Source organism: Mucilaginibacter celer, from assembly GCF_003576455.2.
Classification (GTDB): domain Bacteria; phylum Bacteroidota; class Bacteroidia; order Sphingobacteriales; family Sphingobacteriaceae; genus Mucilaginibacter; species Mucilaginibacter celer.
Genome location: NZ_CP032869.1, coordinates 5,705,158 through 5,725,839 on the forward strand (window position 1 = coordinate 5,705,158; position 20,682 = coordinate 5,725,839).

The window sequence follows — 20,682 nt, forward strand, 5'->3', positions numbered from 1 at the left end:
GCAAACAATATACCCGCTTATTTACTTTTAAATGATAAATTTATGCGTGTAAACAAGCATAAACATATTTATAACACCTAATAAATTATAATCATGAAGAATGCAGTTTTATCTGGGGGCATTATCGGCATACTAAGTATTTTATGGATCTTTTTAATGCCCCGTTTCGGTGTGATGCCGCAAAAAGATGTGGTATCCCCGGCCGAATATTTTTCGTTTGTAATACCGGCTATCGGTTTGTTTTTCGGCATCATGAGTTACCGTAAAAACGAGTGCAACGGCCAGATGGGCTTTTTAGAGGCCCTTTTTCAAAGCTTTAAAATTTTAATTGTGGGCGGTATCATAGCCGTTTTTGGCTCAATCCTTTATATCAGCTATGTTTCATCATCGGGCTCTAATATCAAAGATTTTTCTGAACGGATTTTTGGGGCATTGATAGTTGGTATACTACTGGCCTTCGCGGTATCGTTAATATTTACAAACAGGGCAAACAAAGTTGATTAAGCGTATATTTTCGAGATATTTCGAACTGCTATTCTGGATAGCGGCAATGCTTTCCATGGCCATAACTTCGCCAACCGACGAATCGCATTTTATACTATGCCCGCTTAAACTGATGGGCATAAGCTGGTGCCCGGGCTGCGGCCTGGGCCACAGCATTATTTACCTGCTGCATGGCGATGTAGCGGGTTCATTTAACGCGCACTGGCTGGGCATTCCCGCTACGGCTGTTATACTTAACCGCATTTTTGTGCTTACCCGCTCAAGGTTACAGGAAGGGAAGCAGTTTAGGAGCGCTGTTTAAAGTAAATAATCTTCAGACCGGTTATCTTGCCGCTTTCAATTGTTTCCTTAGCTTTGAACATGCCTAAACTTCATTTGGTTTATAATTTTATTGATGATTATTCCGATCTGGAATTTCCTTTAAGTGTAGGCCTGGTATTCGCTTTATTTGTATTTGCTACAATTTCATACTACCTCAAAAAGCGAAATATAATTACATACCTGTTAGAACTGCTTTGGCAGGATAATGCCTGGAATAATGCCTTGTTCGCTTCTTTTTTTATCGGGGTAATATTTTCTTTGATCTGTAGTATGACTATTCCGGGTTTTTTAAATCTGCGGGAAATCTGCAATACTCATCAACTTAAATTTGTAGAAGGGAGGGTAACTGATTTCGATCCCATGCCTGGAGCAGGGCATCGACCAGAGTTTGTTAAAGTTAAGGATGTTTGGTTTGGTTTTTCTGAAGGTGCAGGAACGGGAGGATATAAGAAGACGGCGGTGCACGGCGGCGTGTTTAAAAAAGGCCTCTATGTTAAAATAGGTTACTATCCTACTTTCCATAATAATCTCATTCTTTGGCTTGAAACCGAATAATAAAGTATTCAGCCCCGGGTTTCAAATGGTCACCGACATGGGCATTTCCGTTATCCAACGGGCGGGATCATCCGCAGCAAGTCCTCGCTTTGCCTCTGCGCAATCCTAACCCGCGCTGCGGGCGCTACTATCTAACGCTGGCCATCGCGCTATAATTTCTCCAAACAAGCTACCTTGTCGGTAAAACTCGCCTCCTTTTTTCACCGCCAAAACCTATTCTTTTACCGACATCTTATCTCCGCTAACCTATCTCCCGTAGGCGTTTTTATGCTGCCGCGATACCTTTACATCATAAAACAATCGCAAACTTTAAAACTTACTAAAATGAACACCTATCAAAACCCATATATGTCATTCGACGGTATCACTCCCGAAGAATACAATTTTCTGCAACAGGCCACTGCCTCGTTAACAGAAAATCAGGCTCGCACCTTTATGTCATTCTATGCCAGCAAAAGGCGTAATCCTCAGGATATCATGTTTGCTACGCTGGCAGGTTTTCTTGGCGTATCAGGTGTACAACGCTTCATGACTGATCAGATTGGTATGGGCATCCTGTACTTCTTTACCGCAGGTTTCTGCTTTATCGGTACCATTGTCGATCTAATCAATTACAAAACCATCGCCAACGATTATAACCGCCAAATGGCCTACGAAAGCTTCAATATTGCTAAAATGAGCAACTAAAATCCCTTTGAGGGTATAGTTTCACTATATATCAACAAAAAATCCACCTTCTGTTACGGGGTGGATTTTTTTTATAGAAAAGAAGTCATGCCGAACTTGTTTTCGGCATCCCATTCGCTAAGCAAACTTGATAAGCATTCGGGCCGCCTGTTTGGTGGAGTGCTGAAATAAATTCAGCATGACAGTTTTTTTTACTTCATCGATTTATCCCTTACAGCCTTAAATTCTGATCCCGTTTTCCAACCCGGAAACGTTGTTTCGTTGCTTAATTTAATACCTACCCTGTAAAGGATATCGGCAATCTGGGCCATGCCGGTGGCATCCATGGTATCGGTGTAATTATCGGCCTGCTGGTGGTAGCGGTTATCACCGTAATCTTTTTGGCGGGCTTCGCCATAGCCACCATCGTGCACTACGCTGATGCTGCCATTATTAATATCCAGTGCCGGCACACCTACTTTGGCAAAATTAAAATGATCTGAGCGGTAGTAGCTGCCCGAGCCGGGGTGCCTGTCGCCAACGGTGCTGAGGCCTTCGCTTTTAGCTATCTCCTCAACATAATCTTCCAAATCGTTCTGGCCTTTGCCGGTAACGGCAATGTCTTTGGTTTCGCCGTAATCGCCAAGAGCATCCATATTCAGGTCGGCAACGGTTTTGTTTACCGGGTAAATGGGATGTGTTGCATAATATTCTGAACCTAAAAGCCCCTGCTCTTCGGCGGTAACCGCTAAAAATATGATGGAGCGTTTAGGCTTTTCTTTGGCTTTGGTAAATGCTTTAGCTACGCTGAGCATGGAGGCTACACCATCGGCATTATCAACTGCACCGTTGTAAATACTATCTCCTTTGGCATCAGGTTTACCTACGCCAAGATGATCCCAATGGGCGCTGTATAGCACATACTGGTTGGGCTGGCTGCTGCCTTTTATAACACCCACCACATTGTGCGACATTGCATATTTTAAATGGTTATTGATAGTTATAGTAACCGACTGGTTAAGCGGAATTGCCTTAAAATCCTTTTTGCGGGCCAATGCACGGAAATCGCCGGTGATGCCGGCCTCTGCCAATAGCTTTTTACCGGCCGCTTCGGTTATCCAGCCTTCAACCTTGCAGCGGTTAAGGTGTTTATCAGCCTGTTGTAAATAAAGCTTGGCGCCGGTATTACTGTTTGATACAACTTCCCAGCCATAACTTGCCGGTTCGGTTTGATGAATGATGAGTACACCGGCAGCACCCTGGCGGGCGGCCTCTTCATATTTGTAAGTCCAGCGGCCATAGTAGGTCATGGTATCGCCTTTAAAAAAATGCGGATCGCCGTTTTTAAAGCCCGGATCGTTTACCAGTACCACAACGGTTTTGCCTTTTACATCGAGGCCGGCATAATCATTCCAGTGATATTCGGGGGCCACAACACCGTAACCGGCAAAAACCAGCGGCGAATTTTTAAGGCTTACCGAGTCAACCTCGCGGCGGCTGAAAGTCACAAAATCGCTGGTTGCTTTTAATGACAGTGGATCTTTGCCTCCGCTGATCTCCATAGTTGGCGATGGCGAGCTGGTAATTTCAACCAGGGGCACATCCTGAAAATAGCCGCCATTGTTGCCCGGCTCCAGGCCAATCTTTTTAAATTGTTGCGAGATGTAATTGATGGCCTTGGTTTCGCCGGCAGTGAAAGGCTTGCGGCCCATCATCGAATCGTTAGCCAGGGCTGAGATGTATTTTTTGATGTCGGCACCGGTAACCGCCTTTTCGGCCGGTACGCTTTTATTGTTCTGGCAGCCTGCAAAAACGGCAAGGCTCCCTAAAAAAAGAAATTTACGGAGAGTGATTTTCATAAGTCAACAGAAATTGAACGGATACTGATTGGGCCCGCGAACCGAATTTACATAATTTCGATTCAAATAATCAAATCAGTTGCAGGTGCTTAGCACTGTTTGATCTGTTTAATTATAAAACGATCCGATAGGTTATACCTTTTTTAATTCCGGCTTAGCAATTTTGATGATCCGCCAGGCAACCTCTGCGCTTAACAAGGCTACAATAGCAAATAAAGCTGCCAGTAAGGCTTTGGGGGTTGATGTAAGCGCCCCGCCAAGAGCAACGCTATACACAACAACAGGCAGCAGCAAAAGCAGGCACAAGCCGGTTACGCTAAGCGGGATACGGAACGGGCGATACTTTAAAGGTTCTTTGATGCGCAGTTTAATAAGGGCAACATACTCAAGCGCCAAACCTGCACCGTATACTGTAACATCGATAATCAGCAAATCGGCAAACGTCCAGAGCACCATAAAGCTTACCACGATGGAGCATATAATAATAGAAATATACGGTGTTTTAAAACGGCTGTGAAGTTTGTTGAGCCCTTCGGGTAGTAATTTATCTTCGGCCATTACCTGCGGCACCCGCGATACCGAGAGCAATACTGCCGTATAAATGCCAAGCGTGCTGGCCATACCGCCGGCGGCTATTACAATACCCAGCCAACGCCCGCCAATAAGTATACCCAGTACCGGAAAACCACCTTCGGTTAAAGTATCGTGGTTAATGCCCGATTGCTGCGCTACCCAAATGGCAAAAAAGTAAACCACCATAACCAGCGCAAAGGCCGTAAACACCGAAACGAGGTATGAACGTACCGGCCTTTCAACCTCCTCGGCATAGGTGGTTACATTATCCCAGCCCAGGCAGTTCCACATTACGGTATACAAAGCCATCCCGAACGACGGAAAGTTAATACCCTTTAACGAAGGCTGCGGAATGTGCAGCGGACCACTATGATGATAAATACCCAAAGCAATAAGCAAAATAATAGGTGCAAGTACAGCAGCGCTTAAAAACAATGATACCCGCCCAACAGGCATAATACCTAAAATATTTAAACCTGCCGATGCCCAGATGATCACGAGGCAAACCGGTACCTGGAAATTGAGCAATTCGGGGAAAAAGAAGCCGGCGTATTGTACAAACAGTACGGGATAAATGGCCAGATCAACAAAGGTATAAAGCCAGGTCCACCAGCCTTCAATAAAACCCCAGTGCGTGCCTAAGGCATATTTAACCCATTTGTAATAGCCGCCGGTTATGGGCATCATGCTATTCAGTTCGAGCACGGTTAAAATGGCGGGAACATCCCACATCATTGGTGTAATAAGCAGGATGAGCAATGCTGCATGATCGCCGGCATAACTCAACAAAGGTTCGAGCCCGTAGGGGCCGCCGGATACGGTAAAGAAAATAACAGCAACAAGCTGTATAGGACGTATTTTTTTTAAAGAGGCGGCTGAGGGCATAAGCTATAAAAATATAATTTATGCTGTAATATTTTTGATTTTTTATCGCGAAGAAGTGAGGTATTCAAGATTACTCCGGGTTTGAAACTGTGCCAACCTTTACATGCCCGCAAGATATGTAGTGCTAACACGCCTACATTGGCCGGTCATTTGCCGCTTTGCTGTCGGGCCACCGCGCTCTTGCTCCGAATTCTCTTGTATTGAAGCCCTTTGCGTCTTTCCCTCCTTTGCGTTCTTAAATCCATCAACTCTAAAACTATCTACAAAACCTTTGCGCCCTTGCGCCTTTGCGTGCCAAAAATCTCCAACATGTATAATCCAAAACCATGAGAGAAACTTTGCTGTTGCGCGCAATATTCATTTCTTCGCTATGCTCAGCAAATCACTCCAAATCCCCGTTCCCAAAAGTATCTCCCTGGTTAACATCACCTGTTTCAAAACCTTTTTTAAACCAGTACATGCGTTGGGCGCTGGTGCCGTGGGTAAAACTATCGGGCTCTACATGGCCCTGGGCCTGTTTTTGCAACCTGTCGTCGCCAATGGCATTAGCGGCGTTAAGGGCTTCTTCAATATCGCCTTTATCCAGCACGTTTTTCATGCTTTGCTCATAGTGTGCCCAAACGCCCGCATAAAAATCGGCCTGTAGTTCAAGCTTTACCGAAAGTTTGTTGTACGCCTTGCGGCTAAGCCTTGAGCGGGCCTCGTCCATTTTTTGCGAGATGCCTAACAGGTTTTGAACATGGTGCCCAACCTCGTGCGCTATTACATAAGCCTGCGCAAAATCCCCCCCGGCACCGAAACGATTTTTAAGCTCATCATAAAACGACAAATCGATGTAAACCCTTGCATCGCCAGGGCAATAAAACGGACCTGTTGCCGAACTGGCATTGCCGCATGCCGATTGCACATAATCGGTAAACAAGGTTAAACGTGGTTTTTGATAGGTGCGGCCCATATCATTAAAAAGCTTTGTCCAGATATCTTCGGTATCGGCAAGTACCACACGTACAAAATGCTTGCCCTCATCTTCGGGACCATTATTGGCGCTTTGCTCCTGCCGGGGTTGATTGGTTGCTACCTGGTTAAGCACCTCCGAGGGATTGATCCCCGTAAAAAAATAAATTGCAGCCCCGATAAGGCCAAGTAAACCACCGCCTATCGCCAAACGGCCACCGCCGCCACCGCGTTCATCATCAACGTTATCGCTTTCGCGCCTGCCAAACCATTGCATAATTGTACCTCCGGAGTTGTTATATTTTTCATACAAGATAATGAAAAAAGCCCCTGTTTGTTTTAACAGAGGCATCAGTTTTTTAGCTCCCCCTTTAGGGTTGGGGGCTTATTTCACAATTTCAAATACGGCATGGATCTCGAAGCTTAACTTAATGGTTTTGAAATCAATATCCGAATCGCCAACGTTATTAGCTGTCGATTTAAAGGATATGGTATTAGCCATCGAATACATGCGGGGCTGCGGGAAGCTGGCATTATCATTTTCGGTAATATTGATAGCTCCGCCTAATTTTTCGCCAAGCGCAGTTAAAAGATAGGTTGCTTTATCGCGGGCAGCAAGCAGGGCTTTAATTTTAAGATCGCGTTTCAAATCGGCCATTTTCGAGTAATCATAGCCGTCAATATTGGTAGACTGAATGCCTTTAGGATCAAGTTTCGACATGATCTGGTTAAACTTGTTCAAATCGCGCACGCGCAGGCCGTATTCTTTACTGGCCAGAAAATCAGGTGCTTTTTTCTTTTGATAGGTGTTGTTCCAGGCCGATACATCGTTCACCGTAAAATCTGAAGATGGGATACCAGCTTCTTTAACAGCTTTTTCAAGCTGGGCTTCAAGATCATTGATGGCGATGTGCTTTTTGCCATCCATATACTCCTGCAGGGTGATGGATACATGGATAATATCCGGAGTAACCTCCTGTTCGGCAATGCCGGTAACTTCAATTTTACGCCTAAGGTCAACATTCTGGGCAAAAGCACCAACGGTAGTTGCTAATAGTGCGGCAAGGATAAATAGCTTTTTCATGTGTATGTTATTTGTATGTATGACTAAGTTAACGGGTGTTTAGTTTAATTTGTAACAGCAAGGCTACAATTATTTGTTAAGCAGCTGATATGCTTGTAAATAAAACAATGGGTGGTTTTGTTTGAGAAATTCCAATCAACCAAACTCTTTACTTATTTGGCAGTTATACTACAACATTAAAACTACGTGATCATGAGATCTATATGGAAAGGTTCGATAGGTTTTGGACTGGTAAGCATTCCTGTTAAATTGTATTCGGCGGTGCAAACCAGCTCGCTTGATTTTGATATGCTGGATAGCCGCGATCATGCCCGCATTCGTTATCAGCGCGTTAACGAAAACACGCACAAGGAAGTACCCTACGATAAAATAGTAAAAGGCTACAAGCTTAACGACGAGTATGTGATTATAGACGACGCCGATTTTGAAGATGCCGCTCCCGAAAAAAGCAAAGTAATTGAAATAGAAAGCTTTGTAGATATTGCCGATGTTAACCCCATGTTTTACGAAACATCGTACTATACCGAGCCCGACACCAAAAACAATAAAGCCTACGCCCTGCTGATCCAGGCATTGACCAAATCAAAAAAAGCCGGATTGGCCCGTTTTGTTTTACGCAGCACCGAAAGCCTTTGCATTGTGCATCCGCTTAAAAATGTATTGGTGGTAACCCGGATCCGCTTCGGCCAGGAAATTCGCGATACTGAAGATCTTAATTTGCCCGATAAGATTGATGTAAGCAAAAAAGAGCTGGACATGGGCTTAACGCTGATAAACCAGTATGCCGAAGATTTTGATGTAGCTAAATTTAAGGATGAGTATAACGATGAACTGCTCAGGATCATCGAGGCCAAGGCAAAAGGCAAACGGGCCAAAATTAAGAAATTGCAGCCTCGTAAAACAGGCGGCGACGATCTGTACGATCAATTAATGGCAAGTTTAAAAACAAAAAAGGGAGCCTGAAAGATTTTAAGTGCAGAGCCGGAGACACCATTGAGGCAGATTCCTTAAAAGCAGTCACGCTGTTTAGTTTTTAGAACTTGTGGTTTTAAGATATCCATAATCATTTAGCTGAGCCTTAGTAAATTATCCTAATAATTAAATTATTTTTTTAATATGGTATTTTTGGCGTTGTGTTTGTAGTTATATCCATGCAAAAACATTAACAACATCTATCATGGCAACTACAAAAGTAAAAACACCTGAGCAAACTACCGATGTACAGGAATCGGCATTGAACGAATTATTTATCGACGAATTAAAGGACATCTATTGGGCCGAAAAACATCTTTCAAAAGCACTTCCAAAAATGGCTAAAGCCGCTACGTCTGATGAACTACGGTCGGCTATCGAAAACCATTTGGCCGAAACCGAGCGCCAGATCATCCGCCTGGAAGATACTTTTGCTTCAATTGGCCAAAAAGCCGTTGCAGTTAAATGCGAGGCAATGGCAGGCCTGATTAAAGAGGGCGAAGAAATTGTAGCCGAAACCGAAAAAGGCAGTATCACCCGCGACGCAGGCATCATTTCGGCAGCACAAAAAATTGAGCATTACGAAATTGCATCGTACGGCACCTTAAAAACCCTTGCCGGGGTTTTAGGTTACGACCATGCCGCCGAACTGCTTGATTCAACCCTGCAGGAAGAAAAAACGTGCGACAGCCTGTTAACCCAAATTGCCGAAGCGGGGATCAACCAATCGTCAAAAACAGAAAAAGCGTAACTATTAATTAGTTTTTTAAGAGCGGTCGCCGGGAATATTTCCTTGCGGCCGTTTTTTGTTTGATATGAACTTGCGAGCCGGATTACAAATATGATAATATCGAACTAAACCCAACTTTCGATGTGCAGGTCTGGGCCATATCTGTAGCAAACTAATTTCAGGTTGATAATTTGTTGAGCTTCAAATACAGGTAATCGTTTTTAAAATCGAGGATCATATTGAAGTGTTTTAAAAGGCCGTTGCCCAAAAAGTTTATCTCAAAACCTACCGGGTTTTTATTGCTTAAAATAAGCGTGGGCACATTGTTAACCGGGAAGCCATTCACGCTGAATCGGGGTGCTTCCACCACCCTGATCTGGTATTTAACACCACGCGGATCGGTGATGGTGGAGGTTTTGATGAGTTTCAAATCCTTGGGGAAATTATTGCGGGCCACCCAGGCGCTATCCAGAATGAGAGATTGATCGGAGCCGATATCCATCGAAAAATTGCCGGTGTATTTTTTGCCTGCTATTTCAAACGTGCCGGTAGCGTACGGGAAGGAGCGGATAAAGCCCATTTTTGATCGCTCGTAGCCTTTTAAATCTTTGGGCAATTTGTTGTAGATAATGATCCGGCTGTTATCATAATCAACCGCCACCTGTTTACCTTCAAACAGGTTCCAGGCAAAACGGCCGTCCATACCTGTAGAAGTTATGCCGGTAGGCAACATTTCCTGGTTGTGCCATATAGCCGTTCCTATTTGCAGTTTTTGCGCTTTAGCCATCTCATTAAAATTTGGTTTGGCATTCCCGGCCAAAACATCCGCCTGGTTGGGCAACAATTTTGTTTTTTTAATGATGGCATCGCGGGTTAAATGAAAATCGAACGAGCTTACATCAAAATGCAGGTTTAAGGTATCGGTATCATTCAGTACAGCCTTTACCGCGATGGCACTGTAAGCCGAAACACTAAATGGAATAGTGTCATTTTTTACAACATCGCTCTGTTTGCTTTGCGGAGGAATGGCGCTGGCGATTTGTGTAAAACAGGAATCTTTTCCGTTCAGCAGGATAACAAAGTCGAACCTGGTTCCGGGTTTCACTTTTACTCGTATCGAATCGATATCGGTATAAAAAGTAACCCATTTGGTTTGCCGGGTTCTGTCGGCAGTATAAATATCGGGTCGGGTTTTGGGCGATAGCAACCAGGCGTTTTTATCCAGCAAACCGCCATCATTAATGGCCACGCTTTTTGATGTTGCTTTAATAACAGGCAGTTTAGCCTGGCCCATGGCACCAACAGCAATTAGCAGGCTTATCGACAAAAAAATATATTTCATTGTTTAATAAGATGTTGCCTAAAGGTACATCGCGATTAAATAATTGCAAAACATTTATACATAAGTAACATAGCTTATAAAAAAGCAGTTTTTTAAAACTTTTACCTGCCTGCCGATATTATACTAACATCTATGAAAACCATTAATTAAAATAAAAAGTATTATGAACTCACTCCTGTATGTAATTGCAGTTATCCTGATAATAGGATGGGCAATCGGTGTATTTTTCACTTCAGTAGGTGGCCTTATCCACATTTTGCTGGTAATAGCTGTTATAGCGCTTCTGCTGGGCGTAATCAGGCGCTCATCGGCTATATAAAGCCTCCTGAAATATAAAATTGATGCCCTGGCTTTTTATCCGGGGCATTTTTGTTTGGTATCTTTGCCTTTTACCTGCATAAAAAATATTTTAAGCGCATGGCCGGCTTCAAACAATTCTCCTTTAAAAAATTCGGATACCTGGATTTTGAACACGATTACACCGCACAACTACAAAAAAAGGACTATGCTGAATTTATCCAGATATTGTTTGTAAAAGCAGGCGGCCACGCCGTTATTGATTTCAAGGAATACGATTTACAGCAGGATGCCTTGTTTTTTATCAACCCGGGCCAGTTTCATAAAATTGATGATAACTGCATGGGCACCATGCTGTACTATAACCGCGATTTTTATTGCGTAGAGGTGCATGACAAAGAAGTAGCCTGCGACGGCATTCTTTTCCATAACGTGTATGATATCCCGGTGGTGATGATGGACGAACAATGCTCGGAGATGATGCAGCGGTCGATAGGCGAAATCAAGGCTGAGATTGATGCCAGCGACAGCAGCCTGGAAGAGATGCTGAGGATCCTGCTAAAACAGATCATTATCCGCTCAACCCGCATCTGGAAACAGGAGCATCATATTACCACTGAAGAAGCCCGCCAGGAAGTTGAATTTTCGCGCAGCTTCAGCCAGATGGTTGAATGGAACTACACCAAACTGCACACCGTGGCCGATTATGCCGATATGCTCAACATCAGCCCCAAAGCCCTTAACAAACGCATTACCCGCTACAGCAATACCACCCCTAACGATATTATCAAAAACCGCATCATCCTTGAAGCCAAACGCCTGTTGGTACATACACAGCTAAGCGTAAAAGAAATAGCGTATAAACTGGGATACGATGATCCCTCGTATTTTATCAGATTGTTTAGTAAACAAGTTGAAACATCTCCTCAAAACTTCCGGGTACAATATACAAATGTGCCAACTACCTAAGTGAAAACACGGCTTTGTTTACTGCAAACTGAAAACTGCCCACTGCAAACTGAATAAAAGGGGCAAAATGTCCTATCCGTGTCTACATCCGTGCATTGAGTGGCCTTGATTAGCGCCCTACCTTTGTTGTGTACAATAAGAGATCAAAAACTTAATTACATAACAAAATGAAAACTCAATCTATAATCAGCAAAATTGCAACAGTGACATTAGCTTTAAGCTTAGGCGTAAACGCATCAGCACAAACCGTACAACCCATCAATCCTGCACAGGACCCACATATTGAAAGCAATGTTAAAGCATTTTTAAATGTACTTAACTCAGGCACAGGCAAACCGCTCGAACAGCTTTCGCTTAAAGATGCCCGTGCCGTGCTAACCGGCGCCCAGGAATCTGTAAAATTTAATTACAGCGATATCACCGTTACCGAAAAAACAATTACCGAAGACGGACAGCAAATAAAATTGGATATTGTTAAACCGGCTAATGCAAAAGGTGTATTACCGGTATTCATGTTCTTCCATGGTGGTGGCTGGGTTTTAGGTGATTTCCCTACCCACAAACGTTTAGTGCGCGATTTGGTGGTTAACTCGGGCGCAGCTGCCGTGTTTGTAAACTACACGCCATCTCCCGAAGCACATTACCCGGTAGCTATCAACCAGGCTTACAGCGCTACCAAATGGGTGGCCGCTCACGGTGCCGAAATTAACGTTGACGGCAAACGTTTAGCCGTAGTTGGAAACAGCGTGGGTGGTAATATGGCTGCTGTTGTTGCCCTGATGGCTAAAGACAAAAAAGGCCCGGAACTTAAATTACAAGTATTATTATGGCCTGTAACTGATGCTAACTTCGAAACTGAATCGTATAACCAGTTTGCTACCGGCAGGTTCCTTACTAAAAACGCCATGAAATGGTTTTGGGATAACTATACCACCAACCCTGATGAACGTAAACAGATTTATGCTTCACCTTTGCAAGCCACTACCGATCAGTTAAAAGGCCTGACAACAGCCGTAGTTGAAACTGCCGAAAACGACGTACTGCGCGACGAAGGCGAAGCTTATGCCCGCAAACTGGACGAAGCCGGTGTTAAAGTAACCGCCATCCGCTACAACGGCATGATTCACGACTGGGGCTTGTTAAACCCAATTGCAAACGTACCAGCCACACAATCGGCCATGTTACATGCAGCTGCCGAAATTAAAAAAGCTTTAAGTAAATAATCAGAAACCTGATTTTCTTGATTAAAGGATTGCCTGATGTTGCAAAGCATCGGGCAATTTTTTTGTGTAGCATGGTTTTTGTATACTTGGTTCAAATCATCAGGAAATCTTTAAATCAAGTGAATCAAGGTTCTAATTTTTTCTTACTCGCTGCTTCGGTAATTGCACTAAGCGCCTGCTCGCCAAAAACACAACCGCCTTATGCGGCAACCAATAAGGTATATCATACTCAAACCGATTCGCTGGTAGAAGTGATAAGCCGCGAGCAACCGGCCATGCTGGTTGACAGCGCGGGCGGGGCCATCCCGTCTGAGTGGGTGGGAACCGTAAATTTCAACCTGCGCAAACCCAATTACGTCATTATCCACTACACGGCGCAGGATTCGGTTAAGCAAACCATCAATACATTTACCCTGGTAAAACCCAAGGTGAGTGCCCATTACGTGGTGAGTAAAGACGGCAAGGTTTATCACATGCTAAACGATTACCTGCGCGCCTGGCATGCGGGCATCAGCAAATGGGGCAGCATCAGCGATATGAACAGCTGCTCGATAGGCATCGAAATTGATAATAACGGGCACGAGCGATTTAATGATGTACAGGTTAAAAGCCTGATTGCTTTATTAGCTCAGCTCAAAAAAGCTTATAATATCCCGCAAGCCAATTTTATCGGGCACCAGGATATTGCGCCATTGCGCAAGCCCGATCCGGGGCCGTTATTTCCATGGAAACTATTGGCCCAGAAAGGCTTTGGTTTTTGGAGGGAGGAGTTACTGGAATTACCGCCGGATAAATTTGATTATGCAAGCGCGCTTAAGCTGATAGGCTATGATATCAGTAATTTGCCTGCAGCTATCGTGGCCTTTAAACGCCATTTTGTACAAACCGACGAAACGCCGGTAATGACGGATTTTGATTTGAATATCCTTTATAATGTTTATAAAAAGTATTAATAACCGGTGTTGTTAACAAAACAGAGGCAATGGTGATACGATAACCTATATTCCGGCATCCCTAAAAAATTCTCAATAAATATAATTTGCTACTTTTGAGGCTCGATAATATGCAGGGACTCATAACAAAATCAACCGGAAGCTGGTACCAGGTGCAAACACCCGAAGGGCAAAAGATAGATTGCCGCATTAAGGGCAAGTTTCGCATTAAAGGTATCACTACCACCAACCCCATTGCCGTTGGCGATATTGTTGATTTTGAAATGGAACCCGAGCGCGAAGAAGGCGTGATCACCAACCTGCATCAGCGCAAAAACTATATTATCCGCAAGGCCATTAACCTGAGCAAACAGGCGCAAATTATCGCTGCCAATCTTGATCAGGCTATACTGGTGGTTACATTAGCATCCCCACGCACCTCGCTCGGCTTTATCGACCGTTTTTTGGTTACTGCCGAGGCCTACGATATCCCGGCCCGACTGGTGTTTAATAAGCTCGACCTGTTTAGTGACGAAGGCCTCGAAATCCTGGCTGATTATAAAGCGATTTATGAGGATATCGGCTATCCTTGTTTCGAGATCTCTGCTATTAAAGGCACTAACATTAACCAGGTACAGGATCTGCTTAAAGATAAAGTAACCCTGTTCTCCGGTCACTCGGGCGTGGGCAAGTCAAGCCTGATCAACGCCCTGTTACCCGAGCTTGAATTGCGTACTCACATGATATCCGACTGGAGCGACAAAGGCATGCACACCACCACCTTTGCCGAAATGTTTGAACTGCCGCAAGGCGGTTTCATTATCGATACTCCCGGCATCCGCGAGCTGGGTGTTATCGACATAGAAAAACAGGAACTCGGTCATTTCTTCCCCGAAATGCGTGAACGAATGAATGATTGCCGCTTTAACAACTGCCGCCATATTAACGAGCCGGGCTGCGCAGTACTTGAAGCTTTGGAAGATGGCGAGATAGCCCCGTCACGTTACGATAGCTATCTGAGCATTTATAACGGCAACGATACAAGAGCTTAAGTTGAGAGGCAAGACTTTAAGAATCAGGAGCCAAGAGGCTTGTTTGTGAGTAATTCCTACCTCTTTACTCCTGATTCCTGACTTCCTGGATCTTTACTGCTTGATTTCCTGCTTCTACCTCTCCAATGCTGTTTTAAAATCCTCCAGCAAATCTTCCTGATCTTCAATACCAACCGAAAGGCGGATCATGCTTTCGGGGATGCCCATCTCGGCACGGCGCTCGGCACCAAGCTCGAAAAATATAGTTTGCGCAACCGGGATGGCCAGGGTGCGGGTATCGCCAAGGTTGCTTGATTTTACCACCAGTTTCAGTTTATTTAAAAATGCAAGGCAATCAATGCTCTCATCCAGCTCAATGCTCATTAAGCCACCGTAGCGGGCAAAAAGTTCGCCGGCCAAAGCGTGTTGCGGATGCGATTCGATGCCGGGGTAAAATACTTTTTTCACCTTAGGGTGATCATTAAAAAATTTAGCCAGCGCCAAAGCATTGCTGCAGGCGCGATCAAGGCGCAGGGCCAAAGTTTCGGCACCTACCGAAATGGTATGCGCCGCTTCGGGCGATAAAGTGCCTCCTGCATCGCGCAGGCCTTTCTTACGAATCTGGGTCATGCCCAGCGCATCGGGCTTTACTGTTGTTTTAAAGCCTGGGAAAATGTTGGGATAGTTTGCCCAATCAAACAAACCGGTGTTGGTTACCGCGCCGCCTAATGCATTGCCGTGGCCGCCAATATATTTGGTAAGCGAATTGATTACCAGGCTGGCCTTCACATTTATAGGGTTAAAAAGGTATGGCGAAGTCATGGTGTTATCAACCATATATAAAATGCCTTTCTCCGCACACAGATCACCAATGTTTTTAAGATCAGCTATTTGGGTGGCGGGGTTGGCAATGGTTTCAACAAACACCATGCGGGTGTTATCTTTTATAGCAGTGCGTACATTTTCAACATCGGTAGCATCAACAAAATCAATGCTGATACCCATATCAATAAAAGTTTGAAAAATGCTGCGGCTGTTGCCAAACAGAAATGAGCTGGCCACAATATGGTCTGTCCCTTTTATCAGCGCCATTACCGTTGCCGAGATTGCCGCCATCCCGGTTGAGAACGCGATGCTTGATACCCCTTTTTCCATTTGGGTAACTTTTTGCTCTAAGGCGGTAACCGTAGGGTTACCCTGGCGCGAGTATGCGTAACCGCTTTTTTTATTCTGGAAAATATCAACCAGGTCCTGCACATCTTCGTGACCATAGGTTACCGAAGTATGGATGGGTTTATGTAATGAACCGTGCTCGGGTTTGCCAAGGCGGTCGGCATGTAATATGTTGGTAGTAAAGCCTCTTTTGGTACTCATTTTTTAATCCTATTAATTAGATATACATAATAGCGGTTGCGAACTTAGTTAATTACACCAAAATACACGAATGGATGCCCCACGAATTTTCATTAAGCGCCCCTAATTGACATTTATGTTATCAAATAAGCTGCTGAATTTTATTAAAATCGCTTTATTAGTAAAAAAATTAAGGTTCGGAAAATATGAGAGCTGTTTTGCAACGTGTTACCCAGGCAAGCTGTACGGTTGACGGAAATATCACCGGCGAAATAGGCCACGGCTTTTTGGTTTTATTAGGCATTGAAGATATCGACACCGCCGAAGACCTGCAATGGCTGGCCAATAAAATTGTGGGCATGCGCGTTTTTGGCGACGAAAACGGCCTGATGAACAAAGCCCTTTGCGATATTGACGGCAATATCCTGCTCATTTCGCAGTTTACACTCTTCGCCCAAACCAAAAAGGGTAACCGGCCATCGTTTTTAAGGGCTGCCAAACCGGATAAAGCCATCCCGATGTATGAGCAGATGATCACCACCCTCGAAAACCTCACCGGCAAAAAAGTGGCAACCGGCATTTTCGGCGCCGATATGAAGATCAGTTTACTAAACGATGGCCCGGTGACTATTATTATGGATACAAGGGACAAGGATAACCACTAAGCCAAGCCCACATTCATCTACGGCGGGCACTTGTTTTTAATTTCCCTTAGCCAAACAGCTCACTGCTCAAATACCTGTCGCCCCTGTCGCAGCAAATAAACACAATCAGGCCCTCCTCCAGTTCCTGTGCCAATCGTAGGGCGGCCGATAGTGCCCCACCGCTGCTCATCCCTGCAAAAACCCCTTCAACTTTAGCCATTTGCCGCGCCATTTGAGTAGCCTCCTCCTGCGAAATATCCATCACCCTGTCAACCCGCGTGGCATCAAATATTTTTGGCAGATACTCTTCAGGCCACCTGCGGATGCCGGGGATTGATGATCCTTCAACAGGCTGGCAGCCTACTATCTGCACATCCGGGTTTTGCTCCTTTAAATACCTCGAACAGCCCATAATGGTACCCGTTGTGCCCATGGCACTTACAAAATGGGTTATCTTACCTTCGGTATCCTTCCATATTTCGGGCCCTGTTGTTTTAACATGGGCCATGTAGTTATCGGGGTTGGCAAACTGGTTCAGCAAAAAATATTCGCCGGTGGCGGCTTTTTCTTCGGCATAATCGCGGCAAAGTTCTATGCCTTCCAACAGGGTAACTTTAGCACCGAAAGCCTCCATGGTAAGGGTACGCTCGCGGGTAGAGTTTGACGGCATAACCAGCTCTATTTCCAGATCAAACAGGCGGGCTATCATAGCCAACGCTATCCCGGTATTACCGCTGGTTGCCTCAATCAGCTTAGTGCCAGGCTTAATATCGCCACGCTCAATAGCGCTGCGAATCATGTTAAGCGATGCGCGGTCTTTTACACTCCCGCCGGGGTTATTACCCTCCAGCTTGGCAAAAATTTGCACTTTGGGGTTTGGGTTCAGCTTTTTTATCTCTACCATAGGCGTGTTGCCTATCAGGTCTATCAATCCGGCCATCGTATATGTCTTTTATAAGTAAATGCTTTATTTTTTTTCGCCAAAAAACCGCATGCTCAATCTTTTCAAAATCCTGTGATTGGGCGTATGGTACACCCGCGAGTTTGGCGGCAAACTTTTGGTAAGCCACACATTCCCCCCTACCACGCTGTTGTGCCCAATTACTGTTTCGCCGCCTAAAATGGTAGCGCCTGAGTAAATCACCACATTATCCTCAACAGTTGGGTGGCGTTTGGTGTTGGCCATGCTTTTGTCAACACTTAATGCGCCAAGCGTAACACCCTGGTACAGTTTTACATGTTTGCCAATGGTACAACTTTCGCCAATTACTATGCCTGTGCCATGATCTATATAGAAATACTCGTCTATTTTGGCAGCAGGATGAATGTCGATCCCTGTTTTAGAGTGAGCGTACTCCGTTAGGATCCTTGGCAGCAACGGAATATCATCAATATACAAACTATGGGCTACCCGGTAAAGCGAAATGGCATAAAAGCCCGGATAAGTACGGATCACTTCAAATTCGCTTCTGGCAGCCGGGTCGCCGTTAAAAATAGCCTGGATATCGGTATTCAGCACGCGGAATAACTCTGGCAGGTTTTCAAAAAATTTTTTGGCCAGTTTAGCTGTATCGCAATTGCTGCAGGCTTTGGTTGCATGCATAATATCACACAGTTCATTTTCAAGCCGCAAAAACTCATCCTTAAGGTCTTCTATTGAGGCAAATTTTTGTCCTGTGCGTTCCGGGTACAGCAAATGGATCACTTTAAGTGCCCAGGCCGTAATTTCCCGGTTTGAAGGCACAGCCTCCAGGTTTTGCTGTTTAGCAAAAATATATTGGTAAAACTCCTGACTCATGTTTTATGGTGGCGCTGCTTTTGGGTAAACAGCTGTTAGCGCTACAAGTTTAGATAAAAGATTGTTGTTTGTATGTAAAATGAGTGGATAAATAATAGTTGAGTGTTGTCTGAATCAGAATTTACAGAATTTGAGAATTAACAAAATAAAAAAAGGTCGCATTATATATATACATACGGCCTCTTACTGGCATTCTGAAAATCCTGAAATTCTGTAAATTCTGATTCAGACAAACTGCTAACTGACTTGCGCCCTGCCTGCCGCACTTGTTTTACGCTGGCTTAATCCCGCCTGTAGTATTACAGAAATAATAATAATTAACAATCCTCCATAAAAAGAGATATTCAACTGCCGCGACTCGTTAAACAAAACCATCGCCAGTAAAATACTGTAAACGGGTTCGAGATTAAAACTCAGGTTAACGGTAAAGGCCGAGATCTTTTTTAAAACTTCGGCCACTAAAACATACAGGCCAACCGTGCAAAAAAGCGATAAAAGAAGCAGGTACAACGTATCGGTAATTCCGGGCACTATTTTATCCGATGGAAAAAAATTAAGGTAAACCGGTAACAGCACCGCCAGGGCAACACTACCCGCCAGCATCTGATACATGTTAATAACCCCAGCATCGTACAGTTTAACCAACCGTTCGTTAAAAATAGTGTAAAGCGAGGCCAGGAATGATGAGATCACACCTAATACAATACCCGTGCGAAATGAGGTATCGAAATGGAATATCAAGCCTATACCTGCCAGGGTAAGCGCACTCAATAATAACTCGGTAATATTGAATGGTTTTTTATTAACCATCGGTGCCAGAAAGGCGGTAAAAAAGCTGGTTAAACAATAGCACACCACCCCTACCGATACATTGGAGTATTTGATGCTTGCGTAAAAGAAAACCCAGTGGGTAGCAATTAAAAGCCCGGCGCGGCTCATTTGCCAGATGTTACCGGCAGGATACCGAAAATGCGGCCTCCTGATCCAGACAATCAGTGCCAGGAACAGGAATGAAAATAAAGTTCGATATAAAGTAAGTGTATATTCGTTTAAAGAGATGAGCTTGCCGAACACACCGGTAAACCCGGCAAGTATTACGGCTATGTGCAACATTATAAATGTCTTTTTCATTTTTTGCTAAGATAGGTACAGACAAGGTATGATAACCCATTTGCCCGGCCATGTTTAAGTTGTTTTGAAATTAATGGTAAAAACTCAGAAACGGTTACCTGAAGCGGGTAACTGTTAGCAAAAAACAGACAGTGGCGGATCATTAAAGAAAGGCTCCGACACAAGAAATACACTGATGTGGGATTTCTGATTATGCGAGGGGCTATATTTAATGTTTATTGTCATTTTGGGTTGATGACCAAAGATAGAAAAAACTGCACAAAAAAGCCCCGGCTGTCGCCGGGGCCTGTACATCTTAAGTATCTATACCCTTAGTTAAGGTATTTGGTAATATCTTCTGATAACGGTGTAGTTTGCGACCTGAAGCGGTGAATCAGTTTACCGTTTTCGTCGATAAGGAATTTTTCAAAGTTCCATTTAATATCGCCGGTAAAATCAGGGTTGGGGGCGGTTGTAAGGTATTGGAATAATGGGTCGATATCCAAACCTAAAACGCTTACCTTGCCGCTCATCGGGAATTTTACGTTAAAGTTTTCTTTACAAAAAGTTTTGATATCCTGGTTGGTTCCGGGTTCCTGTCCGCCAAAGTTATTGGCCGGGAAACCTACTACTACCAGTTTGCCTTTGTATTGCTCAGATAGTTTTTCCAGGTCGGCATATTGTTTGGTGAAACCGCATTTTGAAGCAGTGTTTACAATAAGTACCTTTTTGCCTTTGTATTTTGCCAAACTAAAATCCTTACCATCAATGGTTTTAAGTTTAAAATCATATACAGATGATGGTGCCGTCGCAAACAATAAGGCGATGATGAGTGCCAGTGTTTTCATGGTTTTTTGATTGATTTTTAATAATCCAGCAT

Annotated in this window: 22 protein-coding genes; 12 read left to right on the plus strand and 10 right to left on the minus strand. The window is 44.2% G+C overall.

Going from position 1 to position 20,682, the window contains the following annotated elements; translation table 11 throughout:
• Positions 1–93: 93 nt before the first annotated feature.
• The 4 genes from HYN43_RS23550 (at position 94) to HYN43_RS23565 (ending at position 2,067) form a co-directional block, all read left to right on the plus strand.
• The gene (locus tag HYN43_RS23550; RefSeq protein ID WP_119406361.1) at positions 94–504 is read left to right on the plus strand and encodes a DUF4199 domain-containing protein; all 411 of its coding nucleotides are present in this window, start codon (positions 94–96) and stop codon (positions 502–504) included.
• Positions 497–805, plus strand: coding sequence for a DUF2752 domain-containing protein (locus HYN43_RS23555; RefSeq protein WP_245446997.1), 309 nt, complete (start codon positions 497–499; stop codon positions 803–805). Before HYN43_RS23550 ends, HYN43_RS23555 begins: the two co-directional genes overlap by 8 nt.
• 26 nt (positions 806–831) lie before the next feature.
• On the plus strand, positions 832–1,380 hold the full coding sequence (locus HYN43_RS23560) for a hypothetical protein (RefSeq protein WP_162996601.1): 549 nt from the start codon (positions 832–834) through the stop codon (positions 1,378–1,380).
• 324 nt (positions 1,381–1,704) lie between these two features.
• Positions 1,705–2,067 carry a TM2 domain-containing protein gene (locus HYN43_RS23565; protein WP_119409097.1) on the plus strand — a complete coding sequence of 121 codons (363 nt, stop codon included), beginning with the start codon at positions 1,705–1,707 and terminating at the stop codon, positions 2,065–2,067.
• 191 nt (positions 2,068–2,258) lie between these two features.
• On the opposite strand, the gene HYN43_RS23570 is transcribed toward HYN43_RS23565, so the two are convergent.
• The 4 genes from HYN43_RS23570 to HYN43_RS23590 form a co-directional block, all read right to left on the minus strand.
• Positions 2,259–3,905: a M28 family metallopeptidase gene (locus HYN43_RS23570; protein ID WP_119406363.1), complete on the minus strand. Its 1,647-nt coding sequence runs from the start codon at positions 3,903–3,905 to the stop codon at positions 2,259–2,261.
• 132 nt (positions 3,906–4,037) lie between these two features.
• Positions 4,038–5,363 (minus strand): APC family permease, encoded by a 1,326-nt coding sequence (locus tag HYN43_RS23575; protein ID WP_119406364.1) that lies wholly within the window; start codon positions 5,361–5,363, stop codon positions 4,038–4,040.
• Positions 5,364–5,745: 382 nt separating this feature from the next.
• Positions 5,746–6,594 carry a KPN_02809 family neutral zinc metallopeptidase gene (gene ypfJ, locus HYN43_RS23585; RefSeq protein ID WP_119409098.1) on the minus strand — a complete coding sequence of 283 codons (849 nt, stop codon included), beginning with the start codon at positions 6,592–6,594 and terminating at the stop codon, positions 5,746–5,748.
• A 108-nt stretch (positions 6,595–6,702) separates the two neighbouring features.
• Positions 6,703–7,401 carry an SIMPL domain-containing protein gene (locus HYN43_RS23590; RefSeq protein WP_119406366.1) on the minus strand — a complete coding sequence of 233 codons (699 nt, stop codon included), beginning with the start codon at positions 7,399–7,401 and terminating at the stop codon, positions 6,703–6,705.
• Positions 7,402–7,593: 192 nt separating this feature from the next.
• Between HYN43_RS23590 and ku the strand changes: the two genes are divergently transcribed.
• Positions 7,594–8,364 (plus strand): non-homologous end joining protein Ku, encoded by a 771-nt coding sequence (ku, locus tag HYN43_RS23595; RefSeq protein WP_119406367.1) that lies wholly within the window; start codon positions 7,594–7,596, stop codon positions 8,362–8,364.
• Positions 8,365–8,578: 214 nt separating this feature from the next.
• Positions 8,579–9,124 (plus strand): YciE/YciF ferroxidase family protein, encoded by a 546-nt coding sequence (locus HYN43_RS23600; protein WP_119406368.1) that lies wholly within the window; start codon positions 8,579–8,581, stop codon positions 9,122–9,124.
• 157 nt (positions 9,125–9,281) lie between these two features.
• Here the strand turns inward: HYN43_RS23600 and HYN43_RS23605 are convergent, their stop codons facing one another.
• Positions 9,282–10,445 (minus strand): hypothetical protein, encoded by a 1,164-nt coding sequence (locus HYN43_RS23605; RefSeq protein ID WP_119406369.1) that lies wholly within the window; start codon positions 10,443–10,445, stop codon positions 9,282–9,284.
• Between the two features lie 163 nt (positions 10,446–10,608).
• Between HYN43_RS23605 and HYN43_RS23610 the strand changes: the two genes are divergently transcribed.
• The 5 genes from HYN43_RS23610 to rsgA all read left to right on the plus strand — a co-directional run bounded on the left by HYN43_RS23610 (position 10,609) and on the right by rsgA (position 14,918).
• Complete coding sequence (locus HYN43_RS23610; protein WP_119406370.1) at positions 10,609–10,764, plus strand: lmo0937 family membrane protein; 156 nt, start codon at positions 10,609–10,611, stop codon at positions 10,762–10,764.
• Positions 10,765–10,862: 98 nt separating this feature from the next.
• Complete coding sequence (locus tag HYN43_RS23615; protein ID WP_119409099.1) at positions 10,863–11,711, plus strand: helix-turn-helix domain-containing protein; 849 nt, start codon at positions 10,863–10,865, stop codon at positions 11,709–11,711.
• Positions 11,712–11,878: 167 nt separating this feature from the next.
• Positions 11,879–12,934, plus strand: a complete 1,056-nt coding sequence (locus HYN43_RS23620; protein WP_119406371.1) for an alpha/beta hydrolase — start codon at positions 11,879–11,881, stop codon at positions 12,932–12,934.
• A 119-nt stretch (positions 12,935–13,053) separates the two neighbouring features.
• The gene (locus HYN43_RS23625) at positions 13,054–13,887 is read left to right on the plus strand and encodes an N-acetylmuramoyl-L-alanine amidase (protein WP_245446999.1); all 834 of its coding nucleotides are present in this window, start codon (positions 13,054–13,056) and stop codon (positions 13,885–13,887) included.
• Positions 13,888–13,997: 110 nt separating this feature from the next.
• Complete coding sequence (gene rsgA, locus HYN43_RS23630; protein WP_119406373.1) at positions 13,998–14,918, plus strand: ribosome small subunit-dependent GTPase A; 921 nt, start codon at positions 13,998–14,000, stop codon at positions 14,916–14,918.
• Positions 14,919–15,032: 114 nt separating this feature from the next.
• Here rsgA and HYN43_RS23635 read toward each other — a convergent pair whose 3' ends face one another.
• On the minus strand, positions 15,033–16,271 hold the full coding sequence (locus HYN43_RS23635) for a cystathionine gamma-synthase family protein (protein ID WP_119406374.1): 1,239 nt from the start codon (positions 16,269–16,271) through the stop codon (positions 15,033–15,035).
• A 185-nt stretch (positions 16,272–16,456) separates the two neighbouring features.
• Here HYN43_RS23635 and dtd point away from each other — a divergent pair, with 185 nt between their 5' ends.
• Positions 16,457–16,915 (plus strand): D-aminoacyl-tRNA deacylase, encoded by a 459-nt coding sequence (gene dtd / locus HYN43_RS23640; protein ID WP_119406375.1) that lies wholly within the window; start codon positions 16,457–16,459, stop codon positions 16,913–16,915.
• 46 nt (positions 16,916–16,961) lie between these two features.
• Here dtd and cysM read toward each other — a convergent pair whose 3' ends face one another.
• From cysM to HYN43_RS23660, 4 genes are all read right to left on the minus strand, one after another.
• Entirely contained in the window at positions 16,962–17,834 is an 873-nt protein-coding gene (gene cysM / locus HYN43_RS23645) for a cysteine synthase CysM (RefSeq protein ID WP_119406376.1), read from the minus strand.
• A gap of 27 nt (positions 17,835–17,861) precedes the next feature.
• Complete coding sequence (gene epsC, locus HYN43_RS23650) at positions 17,862–18,692, minus strand: serine O-acetyltransferase EpsC (protein ID WP_119406377.1); 831 nt, start codon at positions 18,690–18,692, stop codon at positions 17,862–17,864.
• Between the two features lie 237 nt (positions 18,693–18,929).
• Positions 18,930–19,823, minus strand: a complete 894-nt coding sequence (locus HYN43_RS23655; RefSeq protein ID WP_119406378.1) for a DMT family transporter — start codon at positions 19,821–19,823, stop codon at positions 18,930–18,932.
• A gap of 311 nt (positions 19,824–20,134) precedes the next feature.
• The gene (locus HYN43_RS23660) at positions 20,135–20,650 is read right to left on the minus strand and encodes a glutathione peroxidase (protein ID WP_091174940.1); all 516 of its coding nucleotides are present in this window, start codon (positions 20,648–20,650) and stop codon (positions 20,135–20,137) included.
• Positions 20,651–20,682 lie beyond the last annotated feature (32 nt).